Source organism: Bradyrhizobium sp. WBOS07 (assembly GCF_024585165.1).
Taxonomy (GTDB): domain Bacteria; phylum Pseudomonadota; class Alphaproteobacteria; order Rhizobiales; family Xanthobacteraceae; genus Bradyrhizobium; species Bradyrhizobium japonicum_B.
Map to the genome: position 1 here is coordinate 753,198 of NZ_CP029008.1, position 11,548 is coordinate 764,745.

Genomic DNA, 11,548 nt, shown 5'->3' on the forward strand with positions numbered 1-11,548 from the left:
GACACCGCCTGCCCGTCATGATAGCGTGCCGCTCGCCACCGGCCTGCTTTGTTGTTCTCACTAACGCATCCGCAAGAACGCGTGAGGAGGCAAGTCCAATGACATGGGAAGCGCTCTGCAGGCCGCGCAATTGCCGCGGGCTTGTCTTGTCAGTCATGCTCGCCGCCGCGGTCGCGGCATCTCCAGCCTGCGCAGACGACGGCCGCAGCTCCGCCCGCGAGCCGGGGCCGGTGTTTTCGGATAGCGGCCCGGATGCCGAGCTCTACGGCGCGGCTGAGGGCTATCCGGTCGGCACACGCGGGGGCGCCCCCCAGCTTGACAAGCTGGTCGGGGCCTACAGCCATTACGACGAGCTCTATCGCTCGCGCCCGGTTCGCCGCGCGGCGGTGACCTGGTCATTCAAGCGCGCGCCGGAGCCGCCGATTGCCTATAGCTTCGATAGCCAGCGGCTGAGCATCGCGGAGTATCTCAAGCGCAATCCAGTAACGGGACTCCTGATCGCCCGGGACGACACCATCCTGTTCGAGCACTATCAATATGCACGGACCGACCGCCACCGCTTTGTCTCGCAATCCATGGCCAAGACGCTGGTGGCCATGCTGGTCGGGATCGCGGTCTCGGAAGGGCGGATCAAGTCGATCGACGACCTCGTCTCGACCTACGTTCCCGGCCTTGCAGGAACGGAATATGGAAACACATCCATCCGTGCCCTGCTGAACATGTCGTCGGGCGTCGCGTTCTCGGAAGTCTACGACGGCAAGGACGACATCGCCCGGCTCGGGCGGGCCCTGTTCGTCGACGAGCCGAAGGACCCCGCCGCAATCGTCGCGCAATTCAATACCCGAACCGCACCGCCGGGGACCAGATGGCACTATGCCAGCGTTGAAACGGAAATCCTCGGCCTGGTCCTGCGCGCTGCCACCGGCACGCCGGTTGCCGACTATCTCCACGACCGGATCTGGGATCCCATCGGCACCGAAGCGGATGCCTCGTGGGCGATCGACGGCAGCGGGCAGGAGGTCGCCTTTTGCTGCTTCAACGCCATCTTGCGCGACTATGCGCGCCTGGCCCGGTTGCTCGCGCATGACGGCGCCTGGGAGGGGCGGCAGCTGATCCCCCGGCAATGGCTGCTCGATGCAACGACCGTCAGGCCAGAGGATGGTCATCTCGCGCCGCGCGTTGCCACGCCCTTTCTCGGTTACGGCTATCAAGTGTGGCTCCTCCCCGGCGAGCAGCGCAGATTCGCCCTGCTCGGCATCCGCGGCCAAATCATCCTGGTCGATCCCGCCTCCAAGCTCGTCATGGTGCACACCGCCGTCCGCAAGAAGCCGACCGAGCCCGGTGGCCTCAGGGAGCCGCTGGCGCTATGGTCCGCCGTGCTTCAGCAGCTCGGGCACTGATGAATTGCTGATGCCTGCCAATGGCATACAGCCGCGCCCGGCGCGGTCGGTCGCGTCAGACAGCCGCGGCTGCATTGAACCTGTCCGGCTTCCGGGAGCACCAACGGCGCGTAGGTCCCTGATGTCAGCGACGAGGGAAGGCGCGATGAAGGCTCTGAAAGCATCCATCTGTGTTGCAGTCACGGCGCTCGCCTTGAGCCTGTCCTTCGGCGCGCCATCCCATGCCGAGGAGGACGAGGCGGGCACGCTGACCCGGCAGATGAAGCAGCTTTATCGGGCCGGGAAGTACATGGAAGCGCTGCCGTTGGCGCAGAAGTCGCTGGCCCTTCGCGAGAAGGAGTTCGGCCCTGATGATGCGCAAGTCGCGACGCCGCTGAACGACCTCGGCACGATCCACTACAATCTTGGCCAATACGCCGTTGCCGAACCGCTGTACAAGCGCGCGCTGGCCATCGAGGAGAAGACGCTAGGCCCGAATCACTCCGAAGTCGCGATGGTGCTGAACAATCTCGGCGATCTCTATCGCGCGGAAGAGCGCTACGCCGAAGCGGAGCCGCTGCTCAAGCGGGCGATCGCAATTCACGAGAAAAGCGATGATCCATCGATCGTGATGGCGTTGAGCAATCTTGGCGCCGTCTACAGCCATCAGGGCCGATACGATCAGGCCATACCGCTGTTCAAGCGAGGCCTCGCGGTGCTGCAGAAGGCGCTCGGTCCCGACGATCCCGAAGCCACGGTGCTGATGAACAATTTGGCGGACGCTTATACTAATCGGCATCGCTATGCCGATGCCGAGCGGCTGCTGAAGCGGTCAATGGCAGTGACCGAAAAGGCGTTCGGCCCCGATCATCCCGACATCGCGCAGGCACAGAACAATCTGGCTGCTCTCTACGGGCGTCAGGGCCGCAATGCGGAGGCCGAGCGGCTGTTCAAGCGGTCGGCGGCCACTTTCGAGAAAACCCTCGGCCCCAATCATCCGGATCTCGCCGGCGTTCTGGATAACCTCGCTGGTCTCTACAAGTACCAAGGCCGCCATGCCGATGCCCAGCAGGTCCTGAAACGGTCGATGGCCATCCGAGCGAAGACAAGGCCGATCTGAACCAGGATGGTAGGGCGTTTGCCCACACCACGACTTCTCCAACTTTTTTGGCACATTGACGCCGGACCATGTCGGCATGGGCCGGTCTCGATCGTCCTTGGGTCGACACGTCGCGGACGTGCTGGAATGGACCCGGCACATGAAACGAGATTCCGTCAACTCGAGCCGTCAAAGCCGTACTGGAGCAATGCCCATGAGGATCACCGTCGAAACCAGCGTAGCTGCCCCGATCGATCAGGTCTGGCAGGCCTATACGACGCCAGCCGACATCGTGAAGTGGAATGCGGCGTCCGACGACTGGCACACGACCAGGGCGACGGTTGACTTGCGGGAAGGCGGCGCCTTCTCGTCCCGGATGGAGGCAAAGGACGGCAGCATGGGCTTCGACTTCGCCGGCACCTACACTGGGATCGTCGAGCACAAGCGGATCGAATATGCGTTCGGCGACCGGAGGGCCGAGGTCGAATTCGTGCCGGGCCCGAAGGGCGTTGTCGTCCGTGTCGTCTTCGATGGCGAGACGACGCACTCGGAGGAGCAGCAGCGGAGTGGCTGGCAGGCGATCCTCGACAATTTCGCGAGGTACGTCGAGGCGAAGAAAGTGTGATCGTTCGGGCGGCGTGCGTGCTGATGCGTTGCTGGCATCACGCGCCCTGAGATGCTGCCACCATCCGCAGAGCAAGGCGGGCGGCTACGCGCGTACGATTTGCCTTCTGCAAGGGTGGAGAGAAAATGATGGTGAACTAAGTTGTCGCCGGAGGTGCCGTATTCACCCTCTCCGAAAGGGAGGCTCCCGATGGTAGTAGTTCCAGAATGTTTCGCGAAGGAGAGAGTTGTTTGACTGTACCCTCACCGTCGACCCAGTGAGTTTTTCTTGCAATAGGAAATATCCATCCTTCTTCTTAGTCAGTTGGAACTCCATATCGTTATAGAAGATGCGTCGAACCATCTCTGCGACCTCGCGTCGGTCGTCCATCACAATCGAACCAACGGCGACGCCGTTGTGGAAGTTGATCAGGCGAGCGAGCGGATGAATGTCTTTGAACAATTTCTGCTTAGTCTCCGTATCGCAGAAGAAAATTACGGGCTTGCCCAAGCTCAGGGCCATCGCGGCCTCAGCATCCTTTCCGTAACTGTCAGATTTCCCGGCGTTGTAGATCAACATTTTCGAGCATTTGACCATCAAACATTCGATTAGCCCCTTGTCTTCGTGGTTGTCAGCTGCGCTCATCGTCGGATCGAAATATCTCAATCTCAAAGCGCTGATCTTGGGGTCGCCAAATACATCTTCGCAGAATTCTGCCATGGTGCGGAAATCATCCCGATTGCGCATGCTAGTAGCAACATACACGTCTAGGTCAGAGATCATCGAAAGATAGAGGCTTGTATTCTTCAACGCATTTTCCCGAGCTCGTTCGAACTTGGCAACAAGCGGCCCAATAGTTTTCTCAAGATCGGCCGCGCTTGAAACTTCTTTGTCTATCGCTTCGTCAAGCGAGAACGAAAGCTGATATTCATCGTATTTGTCTTCTTGTGACCGACTGTCCGAGATTAGATTCTTTACCGTGAGTCGTTTCTGTCCTGCTTCAGAGAGTTGTTCGTAGCGTCGCTGTATGTATTCGAGAAGCGAGGGCATAGACCGGTCCGCCGGCGCGTATGTCTTGCAAGCGACCTCAGCGATCAAATATCGCTCGTCTTTCGCGATGTGATTTAAAGGCAGATAGTCGCTGCGGCTCGTGAGATCGTTGGTGTCGTGAATCCTGGCGCGGAAAAAGTCTTCTAACTGCGCCTTCGAAAGGCCTCGGAGGCTTCGGTAACACTCGCGGATATTGCCGAAATAGAGTAGTCCATCGGTGTAGAGGCGGTGCAATCCCCATTTCAGGTGGGATAGGTTGATGATTGCACTAGCCTCTAAGAACTTCTCGTCGAACTCAGGCAGCTTCTTTGGGTCGTACCAATAGGCTCCAACAGGGTGCGGATTGGACAGAAAGTAAAAGTTGAAAAAGCCGTAGGACATGCCGGCTTCGTGCGAGAGAATTAGGAGCTGGTTGAGGATTTCGAAAGGGATGTTCCGCACCTCGCAATTGCAGAGATGGTTCGCAACGACGTCGGGCATCGTTTCCGAGAACCAGGCTTCGATGCCGCCGCCGTTGCCGCTGAAGAGCTCAAACTCCTTTAGTAGGCCAGCTTTGTCCAACATTGACGGTCTCCCTCCCTGTCATGCCCACAATAAAGCAGACCTTTAGATGTAACTCCAAGTTGTTTTGGCGAAGTTGGACGATCGCATCGTTTAACGGACGTCTGGTGGGGGGCGGCCCCAGTATTGGGCTAAAGAGCGGGGCGGAGCGGGTACGTTTGTCGGTAGGACTCGATGCTCCGAATCAGTGGAAAATAGCGTTTGGCTTATTGCGAACAAAACGTGAATATTCTATTCTGCGCTATGTCTAATGATGTCCGTGCTATCGCAAATTTGGTTTTAGATCTTGCTGATCAGCGCGGTCGGCAGGTCTCGAACTTAAGCATCAATAAGATCGTTTTCTTTCTGCATGCTTTCTTTCTTGCTCGATTTGGAAAGCCATTGGTTTCAGCGAAGATTGAAGCATGGGAATATGGCCCAGTATTTCGAGAGCTGTATCGCGAGTTTAAGTCGTGTGGTGATAAGCCGATCAACGCGCGGGCTCACCGAATCAATCCGCGTACGGGTGAACGGGAGCTTTGTGAGGCGCTCTTGCCCGAACAGGAGCGCCTATTCGTAGAGGAAGTAGGCCAGAAGTTTGTTGCGTTTTCGGCTAGTTCTCTCGTGTCAATGTCGCATGAAGCTGGCGGGCCTTGGGATCAGGTTTGGAATCATAGCTCCAAGGCGAACCCTTCTATGCAAATATCAGACGATCTGATCGTGAGTTGGTACGCTAAAGCTGCGAGGCACTGATGATCGAATACAGCGCTGAAATCGTGAAGCGTCTCAAAATTCTTCGGAAATTGGATTTTCCACCTGCTGGGCCAAACTGGGTTCGGTTTATTTTTGATGATGTGCGACCGACCGCAAAAGCAATTCTTAGCTTTGCGAAAGGTCAACCGGCTTTCGGCTATCAACCAGGTTACCGTGCGATAAAGGACAGGCTAGAACTTGGTATTGGGCTCGACGCTGCTATCAAGGTGGCCGCTAGCAAGGGGGCGCCGGCTGGCAGGGTCCAGAATAAGCAATTGGTCGAGGCGTTTTTCGACTACGATGAGACGCGTAGGTATTCGTCGTCAAACCCGATTGAATTCGAGAAGGAATTCTTTCGCGTTTCGAGGGATGTGCTTGTGCCGGTAGCGCCGCTTTCAATCATTCGCGAGAAGGGTAAGTTCGTTCCTCTGTTCGTCTGCGGATGGGCGAATAATCCACTGCGGTTGCTCCAGCGACGTCTCCTTATGACAGTTTATGAGGATGCTTTCTTCTCCTTGACGGACTATCAAGCGTCACCTGGCGAAGTGCTGTTTTTTCCGCAGAGCGAAGCTAGAAAGCAAGAGGAAGCAAACGAAAATTGTCGCGAGATAGAGTTGTGGCGCCGCGGTGATTACGACTTGCTGTCAAAAGCGGAGCTCAGCGATTGCGTGGAGATATTTGCATTGGCCCGGGAACAAGCGCGATCGATTCTCCAAAGCGAGATTGATGAGCTTAGGAACAGGATGAAAGCCGAAAATGCGGTCGATGAAGTAGGCCCTTCTTTGGAAGATCTCTTCCATAAGAAATAGTTCGCTCCAGCTTGTTCACTCTGGACGCGGTATGTTTCTCGATGGTGCTTCAACCCGTCGATTTGTGCTTTTCCGGTTTGTCGATCACGACTGCTGATGGCATTATGCCCCTGTTTCGCCCGACGGGTCAAATCGGATTCGCAAAACTCGAAAAAGCGCAATGCCGCCAAGGGGGCGGCTACTGTGCATGGGGTTGTTTTCGCAATTTTTGTTGGCTGACCCCGAAGAGGGGACCGACCGTGCCGAGCCTCGCCTCAGCTGTCCACCTTCAGCGCGGCAATAAAGGCTTCCTGCGGGATGTCGACCTTGCCGAACTGCCGCATCTTCTTCTTGCCTTCCTTCTGCTTCTCCAGAAGCTTGCGCTTACGCGTAATGTCGCCGCCGTAGCATTTCGCGGTGACGTCCTTGCGCAGCGCGCGCACCGTCTCGCGGGCGATCACCTTGCCGCCAATCGCCGCCTGGATCGGGATCTGGAACATGTGCGGCGGGATCAGCTCCTTCATCTTCTCGACCATGGCGCGGCCGCGGCCTTCGGCGCGGGTGCGATGCACCAGCATCGAGAGCGCGTCGACCGGCTCGGCATTGACCAGGATCTGCATCTTGACGAGGTCGGCCGGCTTGTAGTCGGTGAGATGATAGTCGAACGAGGCGTAGCCCTTGGAGACCGACTTCAGGCGGTCGTAGAAGTCGAACACCACTTCGTTGAGCGGCAGATCGTATTTCACCATGGCGCGGGAGCCGACGTAAGTGAGCTCCTTCTGCGAACCGCGGCGGTCCTGGCACAGCTTCAGCACGCTGCCGAGATATTCGTCGGGCGTCATGATCGTCGCCTCGATCCAGGGCTCCTGGATCTCCGCGATCTTGACCACGTCGGGCATGTCGACGGGATTGTGGATCTCGAGCTCGCTGCCGTCGGTGAGCTTCATCTTGTAGATGACGCTCGGCGCGGTCGCGATCAGGTTGAGATCGAACTCGCGCGACAGCCGCTCCTGGATGATCTCGAGGTGAAGAAGCCCGAGGAAGCCGCAGCGGAAGCCGAAGCCGAGTGCGGCCGAGGTCTCCATCTCGAAGGAGAAGCTGGCGTCGTTCAGCCGCAGCTTGCCCATCGCGGCGCGCAGTGTCTCGAAGTCGTCGGCGTCGACCGGGAAGAGGCCGCAGAACACGACGGGGATGGCGGGCTTGAAGCCCGGCAGCATTTCGGTGACAGGCTTCCTGTCGTCGGTGATGGTGTCGCCGACGCGGGTGTCGGCGACTTCCTTGATCGCGGCGGTGATGAAGCCGATCTCGCCGGGGCCGAGCTCGTCGACTTGCTGCATCTTCGGCGTGAAGAAGCCGACGCGCTCGACGTCGTAGGCCGCGCCGGTGCCCATCATGCGCACGCGCTGGCCCTTTTTCATGACGCCGTCGACGACGCGGATCAGAACGACGACGCCGAGATAGACGTCGTACCAGCTGTCGACCAGCAGCGCCTTCAGCGTCGCGTCGCGGTCGCCCTTCGGCGGCGGCAGGCGGGTGACGATGGCCTCCAGCACGTCGGGGACGCCGAGGCCGGTCTTGGCCGAGATCATCACCGCGTCGGAGGCGTCGATGCCGATGACGTCCTCGATCTGCTGCTTGACCTTCTCGGGCTCGGCCGCGGGCAGGTCGACCTTGTTCAGGACCGGAACGATCTCGTGATTGTTGTCGAGCGCCTGGTAGACGTTGGCGAGCGTCTGCGCTTCGACGCCCTGGCTGGCGTCGACCACCAGCAGGGAACCCTCGCAGGCCGCCAGCGACCGCGAGACTTCGTAGGCGAAGTCGACATGGCCGGGCGTGTCCATCAGGTTGAAGATGTAATCCTTGCCGTCCTTGGCGCGGTACGACAGGCGCACCGTCTGCGCCTTGATGGTGATGCCGCGCTCGCGCTCGATGTCCATGGAATCGAGCACCTGCTCCTTGCCCGCCATTTCGCGGTCGGAGAGCCCGCCCGTCATCTGGATCAGGCGGTCGGCCAGCGTCGATTTTCCATGGTCGATATGGGCGACGATGGAGAAATTGCGGATGTTGGAAATGGGGACGGTCGTCATGGGCGCGGGATACCACTCACATCCCCGTGCGGCAACCATATTGCTGTAATTTCAGGGCCTTTGTTCACGCCAAGCTGATTCCACGATCGCCCAAAACGCGCTAGCAACGGCCCATGTCGATCACGTCTCTTCCCACCCACAGGGTGCGCGCGAATTCCCGCCTGAGCTTGACCCGCGTCCGGGCCTGGTTGGTGGCCTGCGCGGTCCGCCCCGAGGCGAGATTGTGGCTGGTGATCCAGCTCGCCATCCTGCATGCGGTGCTCTGGACCTTCATCCTGATCAATCTCAAGGCGGCGCAGGATGTTCACATGGACGTCGCGGAAGCCTATGGCTGGGGCCAGAAATTCCTGTGGGGCTACGGCAAGCACCCGCCGTTGTCGGGCTGGGTGGCCGGTCTCTGGTTCAGCGCGTTCCCGGCGGCGGACTGGGCGACCTATGCGCTGGCGATGGCGACCGTCGGCGTCGGCATGGTGATCTGCTGGCTGGTGGCCTTGCGCGTGGTGGATGCGCGCCGCGCCTTCCTGGTCGTGGTGATGGTGGCGCTCTACCCGATCTTCAATTTCAAGGGCTTCAAGTACAACCCGGATCTGCTGCAGCTCGTCACGCTGCCGCTGCTGGTGCTTGCTTATCTCAACGCGTTCGAGAAGCGGAGCTGGCAGTCCGGCGTCTTGCTCGGGCTCGCCGGCGCGCTGGCGCTGATGACCAAATATTGGGTGCTGACCATGATCGGCGCCATCGGCCTTGCCGCGCTGATCCATCCGGAGCGGATGAGATTCCTGCTCTCGCCGGCGCCATGGGTGGCGATCGTGACGATGGCGCTGGCGATGATCCCGCACATCGTGTGGCTGGCCGAGGCGCATTTCGTGCCGCTGACCTATGCCGGCGACACCTACAGCCTCCAGGACAAGAGCCAGGTGCATCAGCTCGTCGCCGGCTACCTCCTGCATAATTTCGGCTTGCTGGCCTTGCCGGTGGCGCTCGCCGGGCTGGCGATGGCGCTGGTGCCGCCGTGGCTGACGCTGCTGGTGCGCGCGCCTGCGCGCATCGTCACGCGGGCGTGGCGGCGCGGCGCCAATTCGGGCGTCAACGTCTCGCAGGCGCTGAACGTCTGGATCATCCAGATCGTCGTCGCGTTCGGCCCGCCGCTGGGAGCTCTGGTCTTCAGCATCTACATGAAGACCGATTGGGGCATCTCGCTATTCTTCCTGGTGCCGCTGGCGCTGGTCGCGATCCCCACCTTGCGCGTGCAGAGCGCGAGCCTGTTCAACATCGCCGCGATCTGGCTCGTGCTCAGCGTCGCGACGCTCATTGCCTCGCCCTGGATTGCCGCGCGCGAGATGACGGCCAATGCCGGCAACACCGCGACCTATGGCGCGCGCTCGGAGCTCGCGCGCGAGCTGACCCAGGCCTGGCACGCGCGCTTCGCCTCGCGCTGGGCCGTCGTTGCGGGCACGATGGAGACGATCCAGCCGATGGTGTTCTACAGTGCCGATCACCCAAGCCCGTTCACGCCGAACGAAGCCTGGGCCTCCGGGCTGACCTCGCTCGACGACGTCAAGCGCTACGGCTTCATCGGCGTGGTCGATGCCAGCGACGAACGCCTGCCCAAGTTCGAGAAATGGATCTCCGAGACCGCGCCGAACGCCGAGCGCATCGTGATGACCACGCGCCGCTTCACCCACGGCAAGCCCGGCCCGTCGATGAGCTGGAATGTCTACATCGTACCGCCGGGGAAATGACCGAGCTGTCGCAGGGTGGGCAAAGGCGCACTTGCGCCGTGCCCACGATCTCTCTCGGTCGCGAAAAGATGCGTGGGCACGCTTCGCTTCGCCCACCCTACGGCACTGCGTGCGCTGGAGAGAGCTAAATCCCTTCCTCGTTGAACTTGCTTTCAACGAGCTCGGTGATCGCCGCGAGCGCGGCTTCGGCATCGGGGCCGGCGGCGGCGACCGTGATGGTGGTGCCGGGTCCCGCGGCGAGCATCATCAGACCCATGATCGACGTGCCGCCGACGGTCTCGCCGCCGCGCGTCACCCACACTTGCGCGTCGAAGCGTTCGACCGCCTGGACGAATTTTGCCGAGGCGCGGGCGTGCAGGCCGCGCTTGTTGATGATCAGGAGATCCTTGGAGATCGCGCCCGCGGGCACGCCTGCCCCCGCTTGTGACGCCTCGCCGGTCATTTGCCGGCGAGCACGCGGCTGGCGATGGTGACGTATTTGCGGCCGGCTTCCTGTGCCATCGCGATCGCGTCGGGCAGCGTGCGCTCCTCGCGCACCTTGGCGAGCTTCACCAGCATGGGCAGGTTGATGCCTGCGAGCACTTCGACCTTGGGCCGGCTCATGCAGGATATTGCAAGGTTCGACGGCGTGCCGCCGAACATGTCGGTGAGGATCGCAACGCCGTCGCCGGAATCGACGCGGTTAACCGCCTCGATGATGTCGCTTCGGCACAGATCGGAATCATCTTCGGCGCCGATCGTGATCGCCTCGATTTGCTTTTGTGGGCCCATGACATGCTCAAGCGCTGCCTTGAATTCGTCGGCAAGGCGCCCGTGGGTCACAAGTACTAGACCAATCATCGGAAAACTCCTCGCGGGCGCTTTTGGTGCACCGCACGAACGCGCCACTTTGACCATCCAGAGCCCCCGCGCAAGAGGGGATGTTGCGTATCTCCCTGAATCTAGACGGATGGATGAGGGGAGCTGCGCCGGTCTATTCGGTCGCGATAGTGGGGTTCATATGGTTACCATTTCCCTTCAAACAATCGCCTGAAGGGTTAACGGAAGATGAACTCTTGGTAGTGGTCAAGGCGGCGACAACCAAGGGGAGGGGTGAATGGTCGCGGCCCACCGGAATTCGCGGTATTTCGACACCAGAAATGCTGGTTTTCAGGGCTTCGGGCGGCGGCAGGCGCTCGGCGTCCGCGGCGTCGAGGTCTACCACGAGACCGACGGTCGCATGCTCCACGAAGTCGCAGCCGCGGATTCCGAGGCCCCGGATCTCGATCAGGCCCTTGAGGCGCGGCGCCGGGCGGACCTCAATTTCATCGCCGACTGTCGCCAGATGGACACGGTCATCCCCGACCAGAACGGCCCTATCGACCACGCCCGCGCGTCCCGCCATGATCAAATCGAAGGCAAGGCGCGACTTGCCCGAGCCCGAGGGCCCGCGGATCAGCACCGCCACGGGCCCGACCTTGACCGCGGAGGCGTGAACGCTCGGGCCGCCCTCGTTCAAGCCGCCGTCGT

At 60.5% G+C, this 11,548-nt stretch carries 11 protein-coding genes; 6 read left to right on the forward strand and 5 right to left on the reverse strand.

Features of this window, described 5'->3' with window-relative positions:
- The first annotated feature begins 155 nt into the window (after positions 1 to 155).
- The 3 genes from DCM79_RS03615 (at position 156) to DCM79_RS03625 (ending at position 3,103) form a co-directional block, all read left to right on the forward strand.
- The gene (locus DCM79_RS03615; protein WP_257180683.1) at positions 156 to 1,400 is read left to right on the forward strand and encodes a serine hydrolase; all 1,245 of its coding nucleotides are present in this window, start codon (positions 156 to 158) and stop codon (positions 1,398 to 1,400) included.
- Between the two features lie 10 nt (positions 1,401 to 1,410).
- Positions 1,411 to 2,499, forward strand: a complete 1,089-nt coding sequence (locus DCM79_RS03620; protein ID WP_257178676.1) for a tetratricopeptide repeat protein — start codon at positions 1,411 to 1,413, stop codon at positions 2,497 to 2,499.
- A 193-nt stretch (positions 2,500 to 2,692) separates the two neighbouring features.
- Positions 2,693 to 3,103, forward strand: a complete 411-nt coding sequence (locus tag DCM79_RS03625; RefSeq protein ID WP_257178677.1) for an SRPBCC family protein — start codon at positions 2,693 to 2,695, stop codon at positions 3,101 to 3,103.
- Positions 3,104 to 3,265: 162 nt separating this feature from the next.
- Here the strand turns inward: DCM79_RS03625 and DCM79_RS03630 are convergent, their stop codons facing one another.
- On the reverse strand, positions 3,266 to 4,696 hold the full coding sequence (locus tag DCM79_RS03630) for a hypothetical protein (RefSeq protein WP_257178678.1): 1,431 nt from the start codon (positions 4,694 to 4,696) through the stop codon (positions 3,266 to 3,268).
- Between the two features lie 219 nt (positions 4,697 to 4,915).
- On the opposite strand from DCM79_RS03630, the gene DCM79_RS03635 reads away from it, so the two are divergent.
- On the forward strand, positions 4,916 to 5,425 hold the full coding sequence (locus DCM79_RS03635) for a Panacea domain-containing protein (RefSeq protein ID WP_257178679.1): 510 nt from the start codon (positions 4,916 to 4,918) through the stop codon (positions 5,423 to 5,425).
- A complete protein-coding gene (locus DCM79_RS03640; protein ID WP_257178680.1) occupies positions 5,425 to 6,234 on the forward strand; it encodes a hypothetical protein in 810 nt (269 codons plus the stop codon). Before DCM79_RS03635 ends, DCM79_RS03640 begins: the two co-directional genes overlap by 1 nt.
- 254 nt (positions 6,235 to 6,488) lie before the next feature.
- Here DCM79_RS03640 and lepA read toward each other — a convergent pair whose 3' ends face one another.
- Entirely contained in the window at positions 6,489 to 8,300 is a 1,812-nt protein-coding gene (gene lepA / locus DCM79_RS03645) for a translation elongation factor 4 (protein WP_061022830.1), read from the reverse strand.
- Between the two features lie 113 nt (positions 8,301 to 8,413).
- Between lepA and DCM79_RS03650 the strand changes: the two genes are divergently transcribed.
- A complete protein-coding gene (locus DCM79_RS03650) occupies positions 8,414 to 10,039 on the forward strand; it encodes a glycosyltransferase family 39 protein (RefSeq protein WP_257178681.1) in 1,626 nt (541 codons plus the stop codon).
- A 124-nt stretch (positions 10,040 to 10,163) separates the two neighbouring features.
- Here DCM79_RS03650 and DCM79_RS03655 read toward each other — a convergent pair whose 3' ends face one another.
- The 3 genes from DCM79_RS03655 to DCM79_RS03665 all read right to left on the reverse strand — a co-directional run bounded on the left by DCM79_RS03655 (position 10,164) and on the right by DCM79_RS03665 (position 11,537).
- Positions 10,164 to 10,481, reverse strand: a complete 318-nt coding sequence (locus DCM79_RS03655; protein ID WP_257178682.1) for an HPr family phosphocarrier protein — start codon at positions 10,479 to 10,481, stop codon at positions 10,164 to 10,166.
- Complete coding sequence (locus DCM79_RS03660; protein ID WP_028134014.1) at positions 10,478 to 10,879, reverse strand: PTS sugar transporter subunit IIA; 402 nt, start codon at positions 10,877 to 10,879, stop codon at positions 10,478 to 10,480. The genes DCM79_RS03655 and DCM79_RS03660 overlap by 4 nt, the downstream gene beginning before the upstream one ends.
- A 133-nt stretch (positions 10,880 to 11,012) precedes the next feature.
- Positions 11,013 to 11,537, reverse strand: a complete 525-nt coding sequence (locus tag DCM79_RS03665) for an HPr kinase/phosphorylase (RefSeq protein ID WP_257180685.1) — start codon at positions 11,535 to 11,537, stop codon at positions 11,013 to 11,015.
- Positions 11,538 to 11,548: the final 11 nt, after the last annotated feature.

Coding starts and splice junctions, on each gene's coding strand:
- DCM79_RS03615 (WP_257180683.1), top strand. CDS start 156: ATGCTCGCCGCCGCGGTCGCGGCATCTCCAGCCTGCGCAGACGACGGC.
- DCM79_RS03620 (WP_257178676.1), top strand. CDS start 1,411: ATGCCTGCCAATGGCATACAGCCGCGCCCGGCGCGGTCGGTCGCGTCA.
- DCM79_RS03625 (WP_257178677.1), top strand. CDS start 2,693: ATGAGGATCACCGTCGAAACCAGCGTAGCTGCCCCGATCGATCAGGTC.
- DCM79_RS03630 (WP_257178678.1), bottom strand. CDS start 4,696: ATGTTGGACAAAGCTGGCCTACTAAAGGAGTTTGAGCTCTTCAGCGGC.
- DCM79_RS03640 (WP_257178680.1), top strand. CDS start 5,425: ATGATCGAATACAGCGCTGAAATCGTGAAGCGTCTCAAAATTCTTCGG.
- lepA (WP_061022830.1), bottom strand. CDS start 8,300: ATGACGACCGTCCCCATTTCCAACATCCGCAATTTCTCCATCGTCGCC.
- DCM79_RS03650 (WP_257178681.1), top strand. CDS start 8,414: ATGTCGATCACGTCTCTTCCCACCCACAGGGTGCGCGCGAATTCCCGC.
- DCM79_RS03655 (WP_257178682.1), bottom strand. CDS start 10,481: ATGACCGGCGAGGCGTCACAAGCGGGGGCAGGCGTGCCCGCGGGCGCG.
- DCM79_RS03660 (WP_028134014.1), bottom strand. CDS start 10,879: ATGATTGGTCTAGTACTTGTGACCCACGGGCGCCTTGCCGACGAATTC.